The sequence below is a fragment of the Sorangium sp. So ce394 genome (assembly GCF_051474665.1).
Taxonomy (GTDB): domain Bacteria; phylum Myxococcota_A; class Polyangia; order Polyangiales; family Polyangiaceae; genus Sorangium; species Sorangium cellulosum_D.
Window position 1 is genome coordinate 7,716,260 of record NZ_CP150339.1, and the last position, 21,664, is coordinate 7,737,923.

Consider the following 21,664-nt stretch of genomic DNA (forward strand, 5'->3'; position numbering starts at 1 on the left):
CGCGCAGCGGCTGCTAGAGCTCGGGTCCACCTGGCAGGACGAGAGCCGAGCGCCCGCCGGGCACGGAAAGGCCGAGCATCCTGGGCCCCAGGCCTCGGAGGTTCTTTCTTCGCTCCGCGCGCGCCGTACCCTCCTTTATCTCCGTGACGAAGCCCAGAACCGATGGAAACGCGCCGGGCAGGCCGGCCGCGGCGACGCCACCCACCCTCCTCGAGGGGCGCTCCGCGCCCATCCCGATCGGACCGCGGCTCGAGGCCGTGCTCGAGCTCGCGTACCGCGCGCGGCGCGCGGTGCTGCTCGAGGGCCCGACGGGGATCGGCAAGAGCGAGCTCGTCCGGCAGCTCGCCGAGCGGCTCGGCATCGCCACCGTCGTGCTCGACCTGAGCCTCCTCGAGCCGCCCGACCTCGTGGGCCTGCCGGTCATCCGGGACAACCGGACCGCCTACGCGGCGCCATCGGTGTTGCCCCAGGACGGCGCCGGCATCCTGATGCTCGAGGAGCTCAACCGGGCGGAGCGGTACATCCAGCAGCCGGCGCTCCAGCTGCTCAGCGCCCGGCGGCTGCACGAGTACGAGCTGCCCGCGGGCTGGGTGTGCTTCGCCGCCGTGAACCCCGAGTCGGCCGACTACCAGGTGACCCCGCTCGATCGCGCGCTCCGGGCGCGGTTCCTCAACCTCAACGTCCGCGCGGACCGGGCGTCCTGGCTCGCCTGGGCGCAGGTGAACGGGATCCACCCGGGCGTGATCGCGCTGGCGCAGGCGCACGAGCGCATCCTGGACGACGTCCCGCCGCGCACCTGGACGTACGCGTCGCAGGTGCTGAGCGCGCTCCGCCCCGAGGAGCTCGCGGACGGCGTGCTGCTGCGCGACGCGCTCGGCGGGTACCTGCCGCCGAGCTGGGTGGAGCTCCTGCTCGCGTCGAAGGACACCTGGTCGACGCGGCTGCCGTTCGACCTGCGCGCGCTGCTCGCCGACTACGGGCCGACCTCGCCCGCGGGCAAGGCGCTGCGCGCCGCGCGCGAGCGCGGGGAGACCGACCGCTTCGACGAGGTGACGACGCGGCTCGCGCCGCTGCTCGAGGGGCCGGAGGTCGGCGTGCTCGCGGCGCAGCGGAAGCTGTCGCTCGCGGCGTTCGAGGCGCTGCTCGCCGACCTGCCCGGCGACCACCGCGAGCGCCTCCAGGACGCGCTCGGCGGCAACGCGACCGCGACGCAGCTCATCGACGTCCGCCCCGAGGAGCTGCTCCAGAACTACGCGGGCAGCGCCGCCGAGCAGAAGGTGCTGGCGTGGCGCGCCGATGCGCTGCGGCAGCACCGGGTGGGGCTCGTCGTGACCGCGCTGTCGGCGCACCTGGCGCAGCAGGCGAAGCTCGTGGAGGTGCGGCGGAGCAACGTCGCGCGGGCGTGCCTGGGCCAGCTGCTCGCGCAGCTGCCGGAGCGCTGGGCCCTCCGGCTGGCGGGGGCGCTGAAGAAGCACGGCGTCACGCCCATCCGGCCGCAATGAGGCGGGGCAACGAGGCCGCCAAGCCGGCGCTCGCCGCGGCCAAGCCGACGCCCGAGGCCGCCAAGCCGGCGCTCGCGGCGGCCAAGCCGGCGCCCGAGGGCACGGAGCGCCGCGAGGTGCCCGAGGACGAGCTCGCGGCGTGGCTCGACGCCTTCGTGCGCGATCCGGGGTTCCTGGAGCGATACCCCTGCTACGCGGCGATCCTCGGGCGGCTCGCGCCGGTCGCGGACCCCTCGGTCAGGCGCATGGCGGTCTCGATGTTCGAGGGCCGCTTCTTCCTCCACGTCAACGTGGAGTCGTTCATGAACGAGCCCCTGTTCCTGCGCGGCGTGCTCCTGCACGAGGTGCACCACGTGGCGCTCGGGCACCTCTGCCACCCCAAGTTCGCGGGCGCGGACGAGCCCGAGCTCATGGATCTCGCCCTGGAGATGTCGGCCAACGAGTACATCGAGGAGCCGCTGCCCGATCCGATCCGCTGGCAGCCCTACGCCCCGCTCGGGCTGCGCGGCGGCCAGAGCACGCTCGAGCGCTACGAGCTGCTCGTGCGGGCGGCGCGCGAGGGCAAGCTCCCGCAGCGCGGCGGCGAGGCCATCGACGACCACCGCGTGCTGCGCCGCCCCTCGCGGGAGCCGGGCGCGGTGGAGCAGACGCGGCAGCTCCTGCTGCGCGCCGCCGAGGAGGCGGGCGCGCTCGCGGGCGACGGCGACCCGGCGGACCTGCCCGGCCTGACGCTCGCGGGCAAGACGCCCGGCCGGCTCATCGAGGAGCTCACCGACGTGCTCGGCCCGCGCGCGACCCCGCTCGACTGGAAGACCGCGCTGCGGATGTTCGTGGCCCGGGAGCGCGCCCCGGTGCACACGTACGCGCGGCCGAACCGGCGCTTCCCGGGCCGCGTCGGCGAGGTGCCCGGCAGGACGTACGCGCCCCGGGCCATCGCGAAGCCGTCGGTGCTCGTGGCGATCGACACGTCGATGAGCATGCGGCGCGACGAGCTCGAGGAGATCGCGCGGCAGCTGCAGGCGATGAGCGAGGTCGCGCGCATCACCGTGGCCGAGTGCGACACGGAGATCGGGCGCGTGTACGCCTTCGACGGGCGGCTCGGCGACGTGGGCGGCCGCGGCGGGACCGATCTGCGGCCGGTGTTCGCGCCGGAGTTCCTGGCGGCCCGGCGGGTCTCCGGCGTCATTTACTTCACGGACGGCGCCGGCCCCACGCCGCCGGCGCCGCCGCCGCTGCCGGTGCTGTGGATCCTGACGAAGCCGCTCGAGTTCGCGTGCCCGTGGGGGCAGCGGGCGTGGCTGGATCGGAAGCCGCGGCGGGGGTGACGGCGGCGGGCAAGGTGCGGTGTCCGCAGCGCGACGCCTGGGCGGCGCGCGCCTTCACTTCACCTGGTAATGCAGCGGCCTCGCCTCGATCGCCATGCCCCTCGGGTCGCTCGGCACATAGAAGTACAGCTCTTGCTCGGAGTGCTTGCCGAGGTAGTCGATCGTCGCCTCGACCCGCTCCGGCCCCGGCGCTCCCGGCGGCGTGTACCGGAGCTCGACCCCGAGATCGCCGAGCATCTGCCTGCCTCCGTTCTTCACCCGGACCGGCAAGAGCCACGCGCCGCCGTGCTGCTCGGCCCGATCGGGCAGCGCCTTCACCTCCGGCACGACCGAACCGCGGGCGCTCGTCAAGCCCGCGTGCACCAGGAACACGATCAGGGCGAGGATCAACGCCGTGCTGACCCCGAGCGAGACCCACTCGGCCAGCTGACGGCGTACCCGCCTGCCCTTCCCGCGCCCGCGAGGGCGCTCCTCTCGCTCCCGCCCGTCGTCGCTCACACCACCAACCTCCCCGCCGCGCCGCCGACGATGGCCGGCAGGCCGAGGGTTACCACGCTGGCCACCAGCGTCGACGGATCGCTCGTCGCCTCGCGCTCTCCGATCAGGCAAAGCAGCACCAGCGCCATCAGGAGCGACACGGCGCACGTCATCGAGGTCTCGAAGGCCCGGCTCTGGAACAAGCTCTTGACGTACACGTCGTGCCGCTCGAACCCGGACGCGAACAGGATGACGTAGCACAGCGCGACGCTCACCCCGACCATCGCGAGCTGCCGCCACGGCGAGAGCCGCGACGCGATCATCACGATCTCCTCCGTCGAGGCGATGTTCATCGTGAAGAGCAGCGAGCCGGCCATCGCGGCGGAGAAGTCCCGCAGGTCCGCCCTGAGCTGCAGCGCCTCCGGCTCTCCCTCCGGCGCCTTCTCGCCGTCCTGCGGCTCATCCCCCGTGCGCGATTTGCCCCGGACCTGCGCGTTCGCGAACGCCGCCCCGATGCTCACGGCGGCCGCCTGGAGGAGGATCTCGCCGACGACCTCGCTGGGCGCGCTGTCGAGGGAGATCTCGCCGACCAGCGCCAGGATGGCCGCCGAGAGGACGATCCCGATCCCGACCGACGTCACCGCTTCCATCGCGGTGCCCACGAGGGTGTCGTCGCTCCGGAACCCGGACTCCAGCGAGGACAGGAAGCTCACGATCAGCGTCAGCGCCAGGATCGCCCCGAGGTGCCACGCCGAGAGCATGGTCCCGCGGAACCACATCTCCATCGTGTACAGAAGGGGCATCCCCACGATCGCTCCGCCGGCGACCGCCGCTGACAGATCCCGCGCCTCCTTTCGCCACCCGTGCGGATCGTTGCTCTGCTGCGCGCTCGCTTCGACCATAGGACGCCGTCGCTTGTACACCACGTCTGGCCAGCGTCAACGTCCGCGACGCACGTAGACGCAAGCGCGCCGCAACAACCGTGACGTTGCGAAGACACCTCATCTTGCTAAATATGCAAAGTCGACAATCGCGGTAATGCCGATGTGCTCCGCGCCCGAGATGCGGAGCCGGCGGACCGAAGCTCGCTCGCGGCGCGAAGAGGGGGGACGCATGAGCTTTTTACGGCAGGCAGCCAAGCAGGTCGCGACGATGGCGGTTTCCCGTCGCATGCTCATGGATCGCGGACCGTCGTCCAGGACGCGCGCGCTCATCGCCGGTCATTCCGGCCGGAGCGTCGCCGAGATAGCGCTGACGTTCGATGATGGCCCCCACCCCGAGCACACGCCTCGACTCCTCGACTGGCTCGCCGAGCACAAAGTGCTCGCGACGTTCTTCGTCCTCGGCACAATGGCCCGGAGCCACCCCGATCTCGTGCGCCGCATCGTCGCGGACGGACATGAAATAGGCAACCACACCTACACGCATGTCTCGCTGGAGCATGCGTCTCCTCAGCTGCTGCGCGCGGAGGTGGGGACGACGCGCGCGCTCCTCGAAGATCTCACGGGGAACCCATGTCCGCTGTTCCGTCCGCCTTGGGGGAAGGTCTCGGCCCGCGCGCTCCTTCAGCTCTGGAGCGATGAGCACACCGTGGTCCTCTGGAACGCCGATCCGCGCGATTACGCGATGAGGTCGTCCGAGGCAGCGGTCGCGTGGTGTGCACGATACAGACCTCGGAGCGGGGACATCATCCTCCTTCACGACACGTCGACGGTCGCGAGCGCGCTCGTTCGCGAGCTCGTGGAGCGCACGAGCCGGCAAGCCGTTCGTTTCTCACGAATATCCCAGTACATGGCGTAAACGACTTGTGTGAGTGTGGGGGGGGGAAATTCATGCTCTTCGACGATAGCGTTCATTTTCGTGCCATAGGACAGCACAGGGCGGCGAGCGGCGCGGATGCCAAGGACGAGCCCGCTGTCCATCGAGCAGCCAGGACCCGGCGGCTGTTGCTCATCAGCTATCACTTCCCGCCTGTCGGCGGGGCTGGGGTGCAGCGCCCCGTCAAGTTCGTGAAGTACCTGCGTCGCTTCGGCTGGGAGGCCAGCGTGCTCGTCGCGGCCAACCCATCCGCGCCGCTCTCGGACGAGAGCCTGCTGCGCGACATCCCGGCGGAGACGCACATCGCGCGCGCGAGGACGTGGGAGCCGAGCTACAGCATGAAAGCCAAGCTCGCGCGCGACGCGGGCAGCAAGGCGACCGCGCCAGGACCGCGCCGGCGCCTCGTCGGGGCGCTGCGCGGAGCGACCACGCTCGCGCTGCAGCCCGATCCGCAGGTGCTCTGGCTCCCCTCGGCGCTGCGCGCCGGCAGCCACCTCCTGCGCACGATCCATCACGACGCCATCCTCGCGACCGCCCCGTCGTACTCGAACCTCCTCCTCGGAGCCCTGTTGAAGAGGCGCTTCGGGCTGCCGCTCGTCCTCGATTTCCGAGATGAATGGGACATCAGCCAGCGTTTCCTGGAGAACGCGCGCCAGGACGCTTTCTCCTGTGCCGTCCAGCAGCGGATGCAGCGTTACATCCTGCGGCAGGCCGACGCCATCGTCTGCACGACGAAGTCGAGCGCCCAGCGGCTTCAGGACCGCGCTCGCGAGGCAGGCAGCCACGCCGCGTCCACCTGCATCTACAACGGCTTCGACGAGGACGACATCGCCCCCGGGCCGGCCGCGACCGACATCGCCAGGCCAGATCGCGACGTCTTCCGGCTCGTCTATACGGGCACGCTCTGGAACCTGACCAACGTCGAGCCGCTGGTCGCGGCGATTGAGGTGCTGGACGCGTCCGCGCCGGAAAGGCTCGCGCAGCTCGAGCTCGTCGTCGTGGGCCGGAGGACCGAGCAGCAGGAGAAGCTGCTCGACCGCATCAAGAAGACGCGATGTCGCCTGCGCCTCGATCCGTACTGCGATCACTCGCGCTCGATCGCCTGGATGAAGTCCGCCGACGCGCTCTGCGTGCTCCTGAGCGACGTCGAGAGCGCATGCCGCGTCGTGCCCGCGAAGATGTTCGAGTATCTCTCGATCGGAAAGGAGATCCTCGCGATCGCCCCCGACGGCGAGGCGGCCGACATCATCAAAGCGCACCACGCGGGGAGCCACATCCATCCGGGCGACGTGCTCGGGATCGCGGGCTGGCTGCGCGAGCGCGTGCAGGGCGGGCGGCGCGCGCTCCCGAACGACAACGCCGTCGAGATCGCGCAGTTCAGCAGGGAGCGGCTCTGCGAGCAGCTCGCGCGCCTCCTGGATCAGCTCCCCATGGCGCCGGCCTGAGGCGCGGCGCGCCGCCGCGCTCCCCGCCCGTCCACGTCGCGCCGCTCCTGCTCGCTACTGCGCGCGGCGTAGCGTGGCCACGCCCTTCCAGGGCGGCGTCTGGGCGTACACGATGAGCTCTCCCTGCTCCGAGAACTCGCACAGCGCCTCGTAGCCGATCCCCGCCTCGTCGTAGGAGATCAGCTTGAACCGATCCCACGCGGGATCGCGGATCTCGTAAGCGCGGTCGACGTGGAGACCCGGCGAATCCGCGAGGATGCGCTTCCCGTCGAAGCGGACGATCAAGTGCGCGTACTGGAACTCGAGCATCGACGCGAGCATCGGCTCGAGCGGGACCTCGGGCTCGAACCGGACGAGCCGGAAGCTGCCCCGCAGGCGCGCGTCGATCGACGCGATGGCGGCGGCCGCGTCGGGGCCCTGGGACGCGCTGGAGCCGCAGCCGGCGGACTGCGCGGCGAGCACGGCGGCGCAGGCGAGGAGGAGGAGGCGGGAAGCGCGGAACGCTCCGGAGGGACGGCTCACCGGGGGCGACATGGGGCGGAGCTTAGGGCGAGCGGGCGAGCAGCGCAAAGCACAGGACCCGCACGCGCTTGCGCGGATCTCGCGCGCTCCGCACAATCAAGCGAGCGAGCCGGCCAGCGCCCGACGGCCCGGCCGGACGGCGCCGCGGCCGGGGTGGGGCCCGCGCTCGCTCCGGGGGAGCCATGACCGACGTCCTGCGAGGCACCGATTTCGTCGCACGCCTGCCCGAGCGCGCCTGCGCCGCGCGCGAGGACGCCCTCCTGGAGGCCGTGCACGCCGGCCACCTGGCGCCCATCGACTGGGTCCCGGTGCACAGCGAGCACGGCGAGCACCGCGCGACCTTCCTCGTGAGCGCCGACGCGCTCCGCGTCGGCGACGCGCAGGACTCCGTGCGGATCAACGCGTCCGCCAGGACGACGCAGCGCATCGCGGACCTGCTCGAGTGCGCGATGCTGACGACCCGCCTCTGCGACCTCGTCTGGGAGCAGGCCACGGTGCGGATCCAGCCGTGCATCGGCGCGCCGGATCCCACGATGGCGAACACCTCGCGCATGCTGGAGCACCACCGCCGCGTCGAGGAGCGGGTGGCGGGGCGGAGCGGGCTCATCGAGAACGTCGGCAAGCACTGGGTGCTCACCAACCGCCTCGCCGGGAGCCGCGATCGCGCCGCCAACTACGGCTGGTACGACCCGGGCGCCGCCCACCGGCACGGCCGGCACACCCTATGGCAGCCGCTCGGGCTCGCGCACGACCTGGATCACGTGGACTACTCGCAGGTCGTCCGGCTCGTGCGGCGGCGGTGCACGGTCGACGGCGCGGAGCGCGATCTCCTCGAGGTGATGACCGACCCGGCGCTCGCCGGCCTCGTGTCGTCCGAGGGCCCCTTGCGCGTGCTCCGGCAGCCCGGGGTGCCGGAAGGGGCGTGATCGCCGCGCCGCGGGACGCCCGCGCGCCGCGGGACGCCCGCTCGACGCGGGCGCCGCGGCGCTGGTCACGACGCGCGGCGGCGCGCGCTCTGCTTCTCGAGATCCAGGTACAGGAGCACCTTCTTCTCGATGATCGCGAGGTGCGCCTGCTGCTCGGCGAGCTTCGCGGCCACGTCGTCCCGGTGCGCCTCGAGCAGCGCGCGCCGCTCGGAGATCGTGTCCTCGCCGCGACGCACGAGCGCCGCGTAGGCGAGCATGCGGCGAATCGGCATGCCCGTCGCGTGCAGCTTGCGGAGGAACTCGACCCACCGCACGTCGTCCGGGCCGTAGCGGCGGTGGCCGCTCCGCGCCCGCGCCACGGGCCGGATGAGCCCGATCCGCTCGTAATAGCGGAGCGTGTGCGCGCTCGTCCCGGTCGCCGCGGCGACCTCGGCGATCGTGAGCGCGCCGTCCGCGCCGGAGCGCGGCGCGCCGGCCTTCCCGAAGCGCGCCGCGCCGTCCGCGCCGGAGCGCGGCGCGCCAGCCTTCCCGGAGCGCGCCGCGCCGAGGCGCGGTCTGCCGGCCGCGCCGCTCACTGGTTCACGAGCCTCATGCCGACCTCCGGATAGCGCGGACCGGCCGCCGCGCCCTTCGGCGCCACGGCGTCGAGGCGGCGCAGATCGCCCTCGGTGAGCTTGATCCCCGCCGCGGCGACGTTCTCCTCGAGGTAGCTGCGGCGCTTCGTGCCGGGGATCGGGACGATGAAATCCCCCTGCGCGAGGACCCAGGCGAGCGCGAGCTGCGACGCCTTCACGCCCTTCTCCCGCGCGATGTCCTCGACCTTCGCGACGAGATCGAGGTTCCGCTGGAAGTTCTCCCCCTGGAAGCGCGGCGCCATGCGGCGGTAGTCGTCCGACGCGAGGTCCTCGAAGCGCTTGATCTGCCCCGTGAGGAAGCCGCGGCCGAGGGGGCTGTACGCGAGGAAGCCGATGCCGAGCTCGCGGCACGTGGCGAGCACGTCGTCCTCGGGATCCCGCGTCCAGAGCGAGTACTCGCTCTGCACCGACGCGAGCGGGTGCACCGCGTGGGCGCGCCGGAGCGTCGCCGAGCCCGCCTCCGAGAGGCCGATCGCGCGCACCTTGCCGGCCTTCACGAGGTCCGCCATCGCGCCCACGCTGTCCTCGATGGGCGTCTTCGGATCGACGCGGTGCAGCTGGTAGAGATCGATGACGTCGACGCGGAGGCGCCGCAGGCTCGCGTCGCAGGCCGCCCGGATGTACTCCGGCGAGCCGTTGACGCCCCGGACCGTGACATCGTTGGGATCGCGGACGATGCCGCACTTGGTCGCGAGGACGATCCGATCGCGCCGGCCCTCGATCGCCCGGCCGACGAGCTCCTCGTTCGTGAACGGCCCGTACATGTCCGCGGTGTCGAGCAGCGTGACGCCGAGCTCGACGGCGCGATGGATCGTGGCGATCGACTCGGCGTCGTCGCGGTTGCTGTAGAAATCGCTCATGCCCATGCAGCCGAGACCGAGGGCGGAGACCTTGAGAGGACCGAGCTTGCGTGTGTGCATGGTTGGGCTCCTTGTAGGCCGCGGGGGTGGGCCGCGGCGCTTCGACGCAGGCCACCGTAAGAGTTAGAGTGCGCTCGAAGTCAAGGGCGGCCGGAGCGACCTCCCCGGTGATCAGCAGCCCGGCGGGTTCGCCGGCGCGTGGCCGCCGAGCGCGCGCACGTCGTCGGCCGTGTCGACGTCGATCGCCCCGCCCGCCCAGTCGATCGCGACGATGCCCTCGGCGCGCAGCAGCCGGCCGGCGCCCTGGTCGCCCTCGAGGCGCGCGAGGGCGTCCCAGCGAGATCGGTCGAACACCGCCGGCGCGCCCACGACGCCGCTGAAGCGCGACGCGGCGACCGGAGCGCCCGCCAGCCACGCGTTCCGCAGGGCGGTGAGGTGCTCGACCGTGATCAGCGGCTGATCCACGAGCGCGATCAGGAGCGCGTCGGCCTTCGAGGCCTCCGCCCACCGGACCGCGGCGCGGATCGAGGAGGCGATGCCCTCTTCCCAGCCGTCGTTCGCGATGCGCGCGACGTCGAGATCGCCGAGCGCGCGCGCGACCGCGCCGGCGTGGGCGCCGAGCACGACGCCGACCGGCCCGGATCGCGCCTCGACGCACGCCGCCGCCACGCGCCGGACGAGCGGCGCCCCGTCGAGCTCGACGAGCTGCTTGGGGCGCCCGAGGCGACGTGAGCCGCCCGCGGCGAGCACGGCCAGCGCCAGGCCGGCGTGCAGCGGGCGGACGCGGTCGCGGAGCTTCCCCCCCTGCGCCCTCCGCGCGACGGCCTGGAGCTCGCCCACGACCGAGAGCGCGATCTGCTCGGGCGTCTCGGCGCCGAGATCGAGCCCGATGGGCGCGTGGATCCGCGGATCGTCGCCGGGGCCCTGGCCGATCTCCGCGAGGAGCTCGCGCGTGCGGCGCGCGGGCCCGAGCACGCCGATGTAGCGGGCGCGCGACGCGAGGGCGGCCGCGAGCGCGTCGCGATCCGGCGTGCGCTGGTGGTGCATGATGACGACATACGCCTCGGCGGCCGCGCCGATGAGCGCGCGCAGGCGATCCATCGCGCCGCCGGTGGCGATGACGCGGTCCGCCGCGGCGAACCGGGTGCCCTGGCGAAGGACGGGCACCGCGACCGTGACCCGGAACCCGACCGACGTCGCGAGCGAGACGATGGGCGCCGCGTCATGGCCGCCCCCGAGCACGAAGAGCTGCGGCGACGGCGCGATCTTCTCGACGAGCGCGGTGATCCCCAGCCCGTCCAGCTCGACGACGCCGGCCGGCCCCCGCGCGGCGCGCTCGATCGCGGCGCGCGCGGCGGGATCGGTCACCGGGTGCGCGAGCGCGCACGGCGGGCCGAAGGCGAGGCGCGCGCCGACCTGGACCGTGGAGGCCGTCGAGCGGATCACCGTGACCAGCGTGCCGGTGGTCTCCTCGGCGAAGCACGCGCCGGCGAAGGCGAGCGCGTCGTGGGTCGCCCCGGCCTCGACGCGCTCGAGCAGCACGTCGACGACGCCGTTGCAGCCGAGCCCGACGCCCCACGGCTCTCCGTCTTCGGTGGTCGAGTCGTACGTGACCACCACGGCTCCATCGCGGCACCGGTGCTCTCCGCGGAGCATGACGTCGCCCTCCAGGCAACCGCCGCTCACGCACCCCGACAGCCAGCGATCGCCGGCGACCAGCATCCGCGCGCCGGGGCGCCGGTACGACGACCCCGACACCCGCACGACGGTCGCGAGCAGAAACGGGGACCGGTCCGCCACCAACTTCGTCGCTTCCCGCACGATCCGCTCAAGCTCGTTCATGCGCCTGGCATCATCATCCTTTCGCGATGCTCCCGCCAGGGCGTTCCTCGCCGCCGGACGCAACGCGGTACGCAACTTCGCGCGCGACCGCCGCCCCCTGGGGCGCCGCAGGGCGACGGCGCGCCGCCGGCCACGGTGAAGAACTGATGAAACCAAGGTCGCTCGCTTGACGCCGCACGAACGCAAAAGTAAGGCGAAAGCGGCCATGAAACTCCATATCAACGGCGTTGTTCGCGAGGTCGAGGCCGCTCCGGAGATGCCTCTGCTCTGGGTGCTCCGGGATCTGCTGGGATTGACCGGCACCAAGTATGGCTGTGGCATGGCCCAGTGCGGCGCGTGCACGGTCCACATCGACGGCAAGCCCGCGCGCTCCTGCGTCCTGCCGGTGTCGAGCGTCGGAGCGCGCAAGGTGACGACGATCGAGGGCCTGTCGGCCGACGGGTCGCACGTCGTGCAACAGGCGTGGGCGCAGGCCGATGTCGTCCAGTGCGGGTACTGTCAGTCCGGGCAAATCATGACCGCGGCCGCGTTGCTCGAGCAGAAACCAGAACCGACCGACGCCGATATCGATGCGGCGCTGTCCGGAAACGTGTGTCGGTGCGGGACCTATGTGCGCGTGCGCGAGGCGGTGATCCTCGCGTCGCGCCTCAAGCGAGGTGGTAAGTGAGCGTCTCCCGGCGCGACTTCTTGCAGGTGGCCGCGGGCTCTGCGGCGGGGCTCCTGCTCAGCTTCTACGTGCCGCAGGGGGTCCGCGCCGCGCCGAAGGCGGCGCAGCCGCAGCCCCTGTCGCCGAACGCGTTCGTGCGCATCGGAACGGATGAGTCCGTGACCGTGGTGCTCGCGCACTCCGAGATGGGCCAGGGCATCTGGACCGGGCTCGCGATGCTGATCGCCGAGGAGCTCGAGTGCGACTGGTCGAAGGTGCGGTCGGAGCACGCGCCGGCCGCGCCGGTGTACGGCCACCCGGTGATGCACTTCCAGATGACCGGCGGGTCGACGAGCACGAACGGCGAGTTCGATCGGTATCGCACCGTCGGCGCGATGGCGAAGGACATGCTGGTGCGCGCGGCGGCCGCCCGGTGGAAGGTCGCGCCCGCGGCGTGCGTCGTCGCGAAGGGGGTCGTCACCCACGGCAAGGATCAGCTGACCTACGGCCAGCTCGCCGAGGAGGCGATGAAGCTGACCCCGCCGGCGAAGGTGAAGCTGAAGGATCCCAAGGACTGGAAGCTGATCGGCACCCTGGTGCGCCGCATCGATACGCCGGAGAAGATCACGGGCAAGGCGCAGTTCGGGATCGACGTGCAGTTCCCCGGGCTGCGCACCGCCGTGGTGCTCCGCCCGCCGGCGTTCGGCGCGAAGCTCGCGAAGTACGACGCGGCCGACGCCCTCAAGGTGCCCGGCGTCGAGAAGGTCGTCCCCACCGCGAACGGCGTCGCCGTCGTCGCCGCACATTTCTGGGCGGCCAAGCTCGGGCGCGACGCGCTCCGCGCCGAGTGGACGAAGCCCGAGGGGGGCGGCGCCGACAGCGCCAGGCTGATCGACGAGTTCCGCGCGCAGGCGCGCAAGCCGGGCCCGGTCGCCCACCAGGTCGGCAAGGTCGAGGACGCCCTGGCCGCGGCCAAGTCGCGGATCGAGGCGGAGTACGACGTGCCCTACCTCGCGCACGCGCCGATGGAGCCGCTCAACTGCACGGTCAAGATCGAGGGCGATCGCTGCGAGATCTGGACCGGCACGCAGTTCCAGACCGGCGACCAGATGGCCGCGGCGAAGATCCTCGGGACGGCTCCCGAGAAGGTCCAGATCCACACGACGTTCCTCGGCGGCGGCTTCGGCCGGCGCGCCAGCCCCGTGGCGGATTTCGTGGGGGAGGCCGTGATGGTCGCGAAGGCCGCCGGCGTGCCGGTCAAGGTCGTGTGGACGCGCGAGGACGACATGCGCGGCGGCTATTACCGCCCCGCGTACGTCCATCGGGTGCAGGTCGGCGTCGACGGCCGGGGCATGCCGACGGCGTGGGATCACATGATCGTGGGCCAGTCGATCGTCGCCGGTACGCCGCTCGAGTCGCTCGTCGTCAAGAACGGCATCGACCACACCTCGGTGGAGGGGGTCGGCGACTCGCCGTACCTCGCAGGGATGCCCGCGCTCCGCGTGTCGCTGCACTCGCCGAGGACGCCGGTGACCGTGCTGTGGTGGCGCTCGGTCGGCAACACGCACACCGCCTTCGCGATGGAGAGCATGGTCGACGAGCTGGCGCACGCCGCCGGGCAGGATCCGCTCGCGTACCGCCTCGAGCTGCTGAAGGACAAGCCGCGGCACGCCAACGCGCTGAAGGTCGCCGCCGAGAAGGCCGGCTGGGGCACGGCGCTGCCGCCGGGGCGGGCGCGCGGGCTGGCGATGCACGAGTCGTTCGGCTCCATCGTCGCCGAGGTCGCCGAGATCTCGATCGAGAAGGGGCGCATCCGCGTTCACTCGGTCACCTGCAGCGTGGATTGCGGCACCGCGGTGAACCCGCTCGGCATCGAGGCGCAGGTCCAGGGCAGCGTCGCGTTCGGCCTCACGGCGGCGCTCTTTGGCAAGCTCCACATCGTCGAGGGGCAGGTCCAGGAGAGCAACTTCCACGACTATCCCATGCTCCGGATGGCCGATATGCCGCGCATCGCCGTCCACATCATCCCGAGCAAGGCCACGATGGGCGGCATCGGGGAGCCGGCGACCGCGCCGATCGCGCCTGCCGTGGCGAACGCGGTGTTCGCGTTGACGAAGCAGCGGCTGCGCTCCCTCCCGTTCCGCCTCGCCTAGGTGCCAATGATGATCCGTTCCTCTCTTGTTCTCGCCTTTCTCCTCGCCGGGTGCGGGGGGCAGACGTCCGGGGCCTCGCAGGCCCCGGCGCCGGCGCCGGTCGACCGCGCGGCCGGCCTCGCCGCGTTCGAGACGGTGCGCAGCGTGCTCCAGCATCCTCGTTGCCAGAACTGTCACCCCGCGGGCGACGTGCCGCTGCAGGGCGACGAGGGCCGTCTTCACAACCAGTTCGTGCTCCGCGGTCCCACGGGCCACGGCATGGCCGGGGCCGAGTGCACGACGTGTCACGGGCCGGCGAACCCGCCGAGCAGCTACGGCGCGCACGTGCCGCCCGGCGTGGCGAAAGGCTGGCACATGCCGCCGCCCGACATGCCGATGGTGTTCGTCGGCGTCGCCCCGGGGGCGCTGTGCGCGCAGATCAAGGATCCGGCGCGCAACGGCGGCAAGGACATGGCGGCGCTGCGCGTCCACCTGGAGGATCCGCTCGTGACCTGGGGCTGGAACCCGGGCGCTGGCCGCACGCCCATCCCGACGCCTTATGCCGAGTTCGTGGCCGCGTGGGAGACGTGGGCCCGCGCGGGCGCGCCCTGCCCGGGTGGGTGATCTCTTCCTATCAGTGCGGGCTCGCCGTCGGACGGACGACGATCTCGCTCACGTCGACGTCGTCCGGCTGCTCGATCGCGAACGCGATCGCGCGGGCCACGGCGTCCGCGGAGATCGCGGTCTTCCGGAACTCTTTCATGGCCTGCCGCGCGCTGTCGTCCGTGATGGTCTCGGCCAGCTCGGACTCCGTGACGCCGGGGGAGATCACGGTCACCCGCAGGTCGGTGGACTCCTGCCGGAGGCCGTCGGAGATGGCCCAGACCGCGAATTTCGTCGCGCAGTACACGGCGGCCGTCGGGACCACCATGTGTCCGCCGATCGACGAGACGTTGACGAAGTGCCCGTGGCCCTGCGCCTTCATGATCGGCAGCCCGGCGGCGATCCCGTGCAGGACGCCGCGGATGTTCACGTCGATCATGCGATCCCACTCCTCGATCTTCAGCGATGACAGGGGCGAGAGCGGCATGACGCCGGCGTTGTTGACGATCACGTCGACGCGGCCGAACGTCGCCCGCGCGAAGTCGACGAAATCGGCCACGTCCTGCCGCTTGGTGACGTCCACGGCTCGATGCTCCACGGTGCCGCCCTCCGCGCGGATGGCGGACGCGAGCTTCTCCAGCCGGTCCGTGCGCCGGGCGCCCACCACGACCCGGGCGCCGCGCCGGGCCAGGAGGCGCGCGGCGGCCTCGCCGATACCGCTGCTCGCGCCGGTGATCACAACGACCTTACCCTCGATACCAGGCATGAGAGACTCCTCGATTCGCTCGCTCTCCAGCGCGGGATTGCGCCGGTCACGAGGAGAACCTAGGCCTCGACCGCGAGGGCGCGGTAGTCGGTTCCTGGACGGGTCTTGCCCGATCCTGCACGGCGTGCATCCAGCGCGACCGGCGGCCCCCCGCGCGCGGCAGGGCAGTCAGCCGAGGCCGGAGCGCCCTCGCGAGCCCGCCGGTTGGGCGGAGCCGGCTCGATGAGGTAGCCTGGGCCCATGCAGGCAAGCGCCCCGGCGGCAGAGGAGCTGGATCGCGAGATCGAGCGGCGGCTCGCGGAGCTGGCAGCCCTGATCGAGCGGTTCACCGCCGAGGACGGCATGCGCGCGACGGCCGTGAAGGGCATGAGCCTGATCCGCGCCTCGCGCCCCTCCGAGCCGCTGCACACCGTCTACAAGCCGATGGTGTGCCTCATCGCCCAGGGCCGCAAGCAGGTGATGCTCGCGGACGAGGTGGTCGTCTACGACCCCGCGCGCTACCTGGTCGTCACGGTCGACCTGCCGCTCGTCGGCCAGGTGCTCGTGGCGTCGCGGGAGCGCCCCTACCTGTGCCTCGCCCTCGAGCTGGAGCCCAGCGACGTCGGCGCGCTCCTCACCGAGCCCGGTCTCCCCAGGCCGAGCGCGGTGTCCGGCGGCGAGCGCGAGGAGCGCGGCCTGTTCGTCAGCCGGACGGACCTCCCGTTGATCGACGCGGCGCTGCGGCTCATCCGCCTGCTCGAGACGCCTCAGGACATTCCCATCCTCGCGCCGCTCGCCGTGCGCGAGATCCACTATCGCCTGCTGAAGGGCGAGCAGGGAGCGCGGGTCCAGCGGATCGCCCTGGCCGGCAGCCAGGCGCAGCGGATCGCCAAGGCGATCAGCATCGTGAAGAGCAACTACACCCGGCCGCTGCGCATCGAGGCCATCGCGCGCGAGGTGCACATGAGCCCCTCGGCGCTGCACCATCAGTTCAAGGCCGTCACGGCCATGAGCCCGCTCCAGTACCAGAAGCAGCTCCGGCTCCAGGAGGCGCGCCGCCTGATGCTCGGCGAGGTCGTGGACGCGGCGACCGCCGGCTACCGCGTCGGCTACGAGAGCCCGTCGCAGTTCAGCCGCGAGTACAGCCGGCTGTTCGGCGCGCCGCCGTCGCGCGACGTCGCGCGGCTCCGGAGCATGATGGGCTCGAAACCGGCGATGGGGTAGCCCCCAAAAAAATTCGGAGCGCGCGTAGGGAGGGTCGGCCGGGCAGCGTCCCAGGAGCAGAAGCCGGCAAGAACAGGCTGGCCCTTGCACCAAGGAGCACGACCACCATGACCCTCTCCAAGCTCTCGAACACGGCCCGCAGCGCGATCCATCGCTTCGTCCTCGGCAGCTTCCTCGCGACGGCCGTGCTCGCCGGCGGCGGAGCGGCGTACGCGGCGAGCGGCGCCGCGGAGACGCAGGCGCCGCGGCAGGACAAGGACGCCCGGCGCGAGCACCGCCCGAAGGATCCGGCCCGGCTCATCAAGCGCCTGGACAAGAATGGCGACGGCAAGCTGACCGTCGCCGAGCTCCCGGAGAAGGCGCAGAAGCGGCTGGGCAAGGCGGACACGAACAAGGACGGGACGCTCTCCGCCGAGGAGCTCAAGGCGCACGCCGAGCAGCACAAGAAGGCGCGCGCGGCGAAGCAGCAGGCGCGCTTCGCCCGGAGCGACAAGAACGGCGATGGCTTCCTCACCAGGGACGAGGTGGGCGACAAGCGCTGGGAGCGGGTGAAGGCGGCGGACGCGAACCGCGACAACAGGCTGACCGCCGACGAGCTGCGCGCGGCGCGCCTCGCGCGCAAGCAGCCGGCGGCGCGGTAGCGCTTCCCCGCGATCCCCGCCCCCGGACCTCGCCGCTCATCGCCGAGAGCGCCGCGGCGCCCGCCTCGCTTGCGCGGGGCGGTCGGCGGCAGGCGCGTCGCTCTCCCCGGGCGCGATGGGCAACGAGGTCGCCTCGCCGGGGGCAGGAGCTCCCTCGTCGCCAGCGAAAGGCGCCGCGTCCGCGGCGGCGGCAGGCGCTGCCGCGTCGCCGGCGCCGGGCGCCGCCTCCGCGGAAGCGCCCGCCGGGGCGGCGGCGCGGCGCTTCCGCGGACGTTTGGGGAAGAGCGGAAGCTGCTGCTCGAGCACCTGGCTCCGCCAGGCGAGCAGCGTCTGCGCGCGCCGGCGCGCCGTCTCCTTCGCGATGCCGGCGGTGGAGCGGTACAGGCGCCGCGCCAGCGCGACCGCGGTCGGCGCCGCCGGCTCGAAGAGATCGGGCGCGACCTCCTTCACGACGTCGCACGCGAAGATCGCGCGCCGCAGGAGTGCCCGCTCGTCGGCGGTGCTCGGCGGGGCGGCGAGCAGCTCGCGTCCAGTGGGCGTGATCGAGGCGTCGTCGTCGCCGAGCCAGCCGAGGACGCGGGCGGCGGCGAGCGCATAGCCGACGTGGCGCAGGGAGATGCCCGTCTGCTGCGCGATCGCTTCCTTCGCGGTCGCCCCTCCTGCGAGCGCCTCGAGCACGCGCCGCACGTTGGCGAGGTTGTCGGCCTGGGGGATCTCGGTGCTGCGGAGCAGGCGGGTCGGCGGCATGGTCGGCGAGGAACCCCCGGCCCCGGCCGGGAGCCGACACCATAGCGCGCGCCGGAGCAGAGCGGACCTCGAACGCGTCCGCCCGGCGAGGGCGGTAGGCCGCGGCGGGGCCGGCGGCAGGACCGCGGTGGGGTCGGCGGCAGGGGGCCCGCGGCGCCGCTGGGCCGAGGCCCCTGCCCTCACCCGGCCCTCCGAGCGGCGCCCCATCCCGTGAGCGGTGCGGCGCCCCTGGCGTCGGCGCTGCGGTGCCACGCCCGCCGCCGGCGATGACCACGCCGTCGCCGCCGGGCCCCCCGAGCGCTCGTCGACGGCGACCCGGCGCCCCTGCCTCCAGGTCGATGGGCACGATCCCATGCGCCGCGAGCCACCGAAGCACGCCAGACCGGACACGCGCTGTCGATCGGTGCCCGACACGGCGGGTCGACCGTCGTCAATCCCTCAGCTCAGACGCGCGAACCACGCGGCGATTGTCCTCCAGCGCGAACGATTCGTTCGCGCCGACAGGCTTGTTGACCGTTCCGCCGAAGGCCAGAGTGCCGGGCATGGCCCGATCGACGCTGAAACAAGCCGCGCTCTCGCGGCGGCTCCTCTTCTTGGCCCTCACGGGGGTCGCCGGCTGTGCGCCCATGGAGGCGCGCAGCCCGTCATCAAGCGGTCTGACGCCTGACGAGGCGCATCAAGAGACGGTCGTGCGCCGCTACTTCGACGAGGTCTGGAGTCAGGGTCGCCTCGAGGTCCTCGATGAGCTGCTCGCCGCTGGTTACATCAACCACACGCCGAGCACGCCCGATCCGCCGCCGGGCCCCGGTGGCCTCAAGCCCATCGTGGCCGCGTTTCGTGTCGCGTTCCCGGACCTCCACTTCACCATCGAGGACCTCGTCGTGAGAGACGACCGCGTGGCGGTGCGCGTCAGGATGGAGGGCGTACATGAAGGACCGCTCTTCGGGATCGCCGCGACCCATCGCCGTGTGAGCGTGGAACAGATCAATATCGAGCTGTTCCGGGGAGGGAAGATCGCCGAGCACTGGCGCGTCACCGACGAGCTCGGGCTGATGCGGCAGCTCGGCGTCGTCCGATGAGCGATCCCTGGAGAATGAGGCTCACCGGGCGCCGAGGGCGGCGTGACCTCGATGTCCGGGCGCGCGGGACGCGCCCGTCCCGAGGCCAGCTCGCCTGTCGCGCCTCTTACCGACCGCGGCAGCCGTGGCCGTGGTGATGGTCGTGGTCGCGGTCGTGGCCGTTGCCGTCACAATCGACGTCATCGCGGTGGGGCGCGCAGAGGCGACCGTTGTTGTACGCGTCGAGCTTGTCGGCGAGCGGCTCGCCGCTCTCCCACGGCGAGTTGCAGCCCCGGTCCTTGACGTTGCTGCCGAGACGGTACTTCTTGAGCCAGGCGTCGGCCGCGGCGATGGTGCGCTCGATGCAGCTCGACTGATTGCCGATGCCGACGTTGAGCTTGGCGACGATGAGGTGCTTCGCGAGGATGTACGTGACGTCGCCCTTGGTCGGACGGCTGATGATGTCGAGGAGCTGGGCCTTCGTGTACGTCTTGCCGCCGATGGTCAGCTTCGAGACCTTCCAGGCGTTCGGGTGGTTCTTCCAGTAGCCGGGGGTGCCGGTGCCGGGCGACGCGCACTGGCAGGCGCCGCAGTCGGCCGCGCAGCTCGAGCAGTCCTCGACGCCCGCCTTGCAGACCCCATCGCCGCAGACCGGCGCGCATGCCCCGCAGTCGGCCGCGCAGCTCGAGCAGGTCTCGCCGAACTCGCAGACGCCGCTGCCGCACACCGGCGGGCAGATGCCGCAGTCGCTCGGGCACTCGAGGCAGTTCTCGCCCGCCTCGCAGCGGTCGTTGCCGCAGACCGCGGGGCAAGCGCCGCAGTCGCCGGCGCAGTTCGCGCAGTCCTCGCCGGTCTCGCAGACGTTGTTGCCGCAGACCGCGGGGCAGGCGCCGCAGTCGTCCGAGCAGGTGCCGCAGTCCTCGCCGGCCTCGCACGTGCCGTTGCCGCAGACGGGCGGGCAGGCGCCGCAGTCGGCGCTGCAGCTGCTACAGGTCTCGCTGGCGTCGCAGGCGCCGTCGCCGCAGGTGGGCGGGCAGACGTCGCAGTCGGCGCTGCAGCTGCCGCAGTCCTCGCCGGCCTCGCAGGCGCCGTTGCCGCACGTGGGCGGGCAGATGCCGCAGTCGACGGCGCAGGTAGAGCAGCTCTCGTCGCCGCCGCAGACGCCGTTGCCGCAGGAGAGCTGGTAGCCGAAGTCCGCGTCGAGCAGGTCCTGCGCCCAGCCGAGCGAGACCGTGCCCACGTTGTCGAGCCCGCCGTCCGGATCGGCCGTCGGCTCCTGCCCGGCGAGCGGGCCGCTCGTCATGAAGTTGTCGGCGGTGACGACCACCGAGTAGGTGCCCGCCGAGAGCGTGTCGAAGAGGTAGAAACCGGGCTGGCCGGTGTAGGGGCTGTCGCCGGTGATGGTGAAGTCGATCAGCTGGTCGCCCTGGAACAGCTCGACGCGGACGCCGTTGACGCCGAGCTCGCCCGTCTCCGGCTCGTAGAGCCCGTCGGCGTCGCTGTCGAGCCAGACCGTGTCGCCGATCGATGAGTACGTCACGTAGCCGAAGTCGGCGTCGGACACGTTCTCGCCCGCGCCGAGCGACACGGCGAGCGGCTCGTCGTCGGTGGTCAGCTGGTGCCCGAGCGGGAGCGTCGCGTCGTCGACGCTGACGACATAACAGCCTGCGTCGAGCTCGCCGAAGCGGTAGGCGCCCGCCGCGTCGGTCGCGGTCGTCTGGAGGGCGGCGCCGTCGGCGGATCCGTCGCAGCTCGCGTCGGCGAAGAGGTCGACGACGACGCCGGAGATGCCGAGCTCGGAGGCGTCCTCGAGGCCGTCGGCGTTCGCGTCGAACCACACCTTATCGCCGATCGAGCCCTTCGGCGTCGTGTAGCAGATCTCGAGGAATGGGCGCTGGGACGGGTCCGTGTGCGCGCTGCCCCGGTACGAGGTCTTGCCGTTCTCGTCCTCCTCGAGGAGGATCCCGTGGTTGGGCGAGACGCCGCTCACCCACTCCTGGACGAGCTCCGTGAGATCGAGCTCGCGCCACGCCGAGCCGCCGGACTCGAACGACGTGAAGAACGTCGGATCGATGCCGCCGAGGTTGTTCCAGGTGACGTCCGCCTCGCTCCAGGGGGCGAGCACCCGGTGAGCGCGGACGGTCTGGGCCGTGCTGCTGTAGGTCAGGACGTAGAACTTGGCCGACGTGACGAGCGAGCTCGCGGGGATGGCGCCGAGCTCGAAGCCGAACAGGGCTCGTTTCTCGCCGACGGTGCTGGAGTACCCCGTGTTCACCTCGAACGGGGTCGGGACGTGATAGCTCGGGGCGAGGCTCCAGATCTCGGCGTTGTAGATGTCTCCCAGGGCGCCCCGCTGGATCACGGTGCACGTGGGCGTCGGCGCGGCGGTGGTGGCGAGGCTCGAGGCGGTGATGAGCAGCGTGGCGAGCGCTGCGGAGGACGCGATGGATATCTGCTTCATGGGTAGCTCCTGTGAGGTCCTTGCGAGGATCGAACCACGATGGAGCGTCATCCGA

General features: G+C 72.2%; 20 protein-coding genes. 11 read left to right on the forward strand and 9 right to left on the reverse strand.

Going from position 1 to position 21,664, the window contains the following annotated elements; genetic code table 11:
* Nucleotides 1-143 precede the first annotated feature (143 nt).
* Both WMF33_RS28070 and WMF33_RS28075 read left to right on the forward strand, forming a co-directional pair.
* Nucleotides 144-1,502, forward strand: coding sequence for an AAA family ATPase (locus WMF33_RS28070; protein WP_061628425.1), 1,359 nt, complete (start codon nucleotides 144-146; stop codon nucleotides 1,500-1,502).
* The gene (locus WMF33_RS28075; protein WP_437331508.1) at nucleotides 1,499-2,827 is read left to right on the forward strand and encodes a vWA domain-containing protein; all 1,329 of its coding nucleotides are present in this window, start codon (nucleotides 1,499-1,501) and stop codon (nucleotides 2,825-2,827) included. The genes WMF33_RS28070 and WMF33_RS28075 overlap by 4 nt, the downstream gene beginning before the upstream one ends.
* Before the next feature lie 54 nt (nucleotides 2,828-2,881).
* Here the strand turns inward: WMF33_RS28075 and WMF33_RS28080 are convergent, their stop codons facing one another.
* On the reverse strand, nucleotides 2,882-3,325 hold the full coding sequence (locus WMF33_RS28080; RefSeq protein ID WP_061628427.1) for a hypothetical protein: 444 nt from the start codon (nucleotides 3,323-3,325) through the stop codon (nucleotides 2,882-2,884).
* Complete coding sequence (locus WMF33_RS28085) at nucleotides 3,322-4,206, reverse strand: DUF2391 family protein (RefSeq protein WP_437331509.1); 885 nt, start codon at nucleotides 4,204-4,206, stop codon at nucleotides 3,322-3,324. The genes WMF33_RS28080 and WMF33_RS28085 overlap by 4 nt, the downstream gene beginning before the upstream one ends.
* Before the next feature lie 211 nt (nucleotides 4,207-4,417).
* Here WMF33_RS28085 and WMF33_RS28090 point away from each other — a divergent pair, with 211 nt between their 5' ends.
* Both WMF33_RS28090 and WMF33_RS28095 read left to right on the forward strand, forming a co-directional pair.
* Entirely contained in the window at nucleotides 4,418-5,104 is a 687-nt protein-coding gene (locus tag WMF33_RS28090) for a polysaccharide deacetylase family protein (protein WP_437331510.1), read from the forward strand.
* A gap of 146 nt (nucleotides 5,105-5,250) precedes the next feature.
* The gene (locus WMF33_RS28095) at nucleotides 5,251-6,567 is read left to right on the forward strand and encodes a glycosyltransferase (RefSeq protein ID WP_437331511.1); all 1,317 of its coding nucleotides are present in this window, start codon (nucleotides 5,251-5,253) and stop codon (nucleotides 6,565-6,567) included.
* A gap of 54 nt (nucleotides 6,568-6,621) precedes the next feature.
* Here the strand turns inward: WMF33_RS28095 and WMF33_RS28100 are convergent, their stop codons facing one another.
* The gene (locus WMF33_RS28100) at nucleotides 6,622-7,101 is read right to left on the reverse strand and encodes a hypothetical protein (RefSeq protein ID WP_061628431.1); all 480 of its coding nucleotides are present in this window, start codon (nucleotides 7,099-7,101) and stop codon (nucleotides 6,622-6,624) included.
* A 170-nt stretch (nucleotides 7,102-7,271) separates the two neighbouring features.
* On the opposite strand from WMF33_RS28100, the gene WMF33_RS28105 reads away from it, so the two are divergent.
* Nucleotides 7,272-8,015, forward strand: a complete 744-nt coding sequence (locus tag WMF33_RS28105) for a hypothetical protein (protein WP_437331512.1) — start codon at nucleotides 7,272-7,274, stop codon at nucleotides 8,013-8,015.
* Between the two features lie 65 nt (nucleotides 8,016-8,080).
* Here the strand turns inward: WMF33_RS28105 and WMF33_RS28110 are convergent, their stop codons facing one another.
* The 3 genes from WMF33_RS28110 to WMF33_RS28120 form a co-directional block, all read right to left on the reverse strand.
* Nucleotides 8,081-8,590, reverse strand: coding sequence for a MerR family transcriptional regulator (locus tag WMF33_RS28110; protein WP_437331513.1), 510 nt, complete (start codon nucleotides 8,588-8,590; stop codon nucleotides 8,081-8,083).
* Nucleotides 8,587-9,570, reverse strand: a complete 984-nt coding sequence (locus tag WMF33_RS28115; protein WP_437331514.1) for an aldo/keto reductase — start codon at nucleotides 9,568-9,570, stop codon at nucleotides 8,587-8,589. Before WMF33_RS28115 ends, WMF33_RS28110 begins: the two co-directional genes overlap by 4 nt.
* A gap of 111 nt (nucleotides 9,571-9,681) precedes the next feature.
* Nucleotides 9,682-11,352 (reverse strand): NTP transferase domain-containing protein, encoded by a 1,671-nt coding sequence (locus WMF33_RS28120; RefSeq protein ID WP_437331515.1) that lies wholly within the window; start codon nucleotides 11,350-11,352, stop codon nucleotides 9,682-9,684.
* Between the two features lie 205 nt (nucleotides 11,353-11,557).
* On the opposite strand from WMF33_RS28120, the gene WMF33_RS28125 reads away from it, so the two are divergent.
* Genes WMF33_RS28125 through WMF33_RS28135 form a run of 3 tightly spaced genes read left to right on the forward strand, consistent with a single transcriptional unit; the run spans nucleotide 11,558 to nucleotide 14,754 of the window.
* Complete coding sequence (locus WMF33_RS28125) at nucleotides 11,558-12,019, forward strand: (2Fe-2S)-binding protein (protein WP_437339525.1); 462 nt, start codon at nucleotides 11,558-11,560, stop codon at nucleotides 12,017-12,019.
* A complete protein-coding gene (locus WMF33_RS28130; RefSeq protein WP_437331516.1) occupies nucleotides 12,016-14,151 on the forward strand; it encodes a molybdopterin cofactor-binding domain-containing protein in 2,136 nt (711 codons plus the stop codon). The genes WMF33_RS28125 and WMF33_RS28130 overlap by 4 nt, the downstream gene beginning before the upstream one ends.
* A 9-nt stretch (nucleotides 14,152-14,160) precedes the next feature.
* Nucleotides 14,161-14,754, forward strand: coding sequence for a hypothetical protein (locus WMF33_RS28135; RefSeq protein WP_437331517.1), 594 nt, complete (start codon nucleotides 14,161-14,163; stop codon nucleotides 14,752-14,754).
* Between the two features lie 10 nt (nucleotides 14,755-14,764).
* On the opposite strand, the gene WMF33_RS28140 is transcribed toward WMF33_RS28135, so the two are convergent.
* Nucleotides 14,765-15,499 carry an SDR family oxidoreductase gene (locus tag WMF33_RS28140; protein ID WP_061622260.1) on the reverse strand — a complete coding sequence of 245 codons (735 nt, stop codon included), beginning with the start codon at nucleotides 15,497-15,499 and terminating at the stop codon, nucleotides 14,765-14,767.
* Nucleotides 15,500-15,739: 240 nt separating this feature from the next.
* Here WMF33_RS28140 and WMF33_RS28145 point away from each other — a divergent pair, with 240 nt between their 5' ends.
* The gene (locus tag WMF33_RS28145) at nucleotides 15,740-16,702 is read left to right on the forward strand and encodes an AraC family transcriptional regulator (protein ID WP_437331518.1); all 963 of its coding nucleotides are present in this window, start codon (nucleotides 15,740-15,742) and stop codon (nucleotides 16,700-16,702) included.
* A gap of 107 nt (nucleotides 16,703-16,809) precedes the next feature.
* Nucleotides 16,810-17,343, forward strand: a complete 534-nt coding sequence (locus tag WMF33_RS28150) for an EF-hand domain-containing protein (RefSeq protein WP_437331519.1) — start codon at nucleotides 16,810-16,812, stop codon at nucleotides 17,341-17,343.
* A gap of 36 nt (nucleotides 17,344-17,379) precedes the next feature.
* On the opposite strand, the gene WMF33_RS28155 is transcribed toward WMF33_RS28150, so the two are convergent.
* Nucleotides 17,380-18,090, reverse strand: coding sequence for a hypothetical protein (locus tag WMF33_RS28155; RefSeq protein WP_437331520.1), 711 nt, complete (start codon nucleotides 18,088-18,090; stop codon nucleotides 17,380-17,382).
* 542 nt (nucleotides 18,091-18,632) lie between these two features.
* Between WMF33_RS28155 and WMF33_RS28160 the strand changes: the two genes are divergently transcribed.
* Entirely contained in the window at nucleotides 18,633-19,169 is a 537-nt protein-coding gene (locus WMF33_RS28160; RefSeq protein ID WP_437331521.1) for an ester cyclase, read from the forward strand.
* A gap of 106 nt (nucleotides 19,170-19,275) precedes the next feature.
* On the opposite strand, the gene WMF33_RS28165 is transcribed toward WMF33_RS28160, so the two are convergent.
* A complete protein-coding gene (locus tag WMF33_RS28165; protein WP_437331522.1) occupies nucleotides 19,276-21,609 on the reverse strand; it encodes an SdrD B-like domain-containing protein in 2,334 nt (777 codons plus the stop codon).
* Between the last annotated feature and the right edge of the window lie 55 nt (nucleotides 21,610-21,664).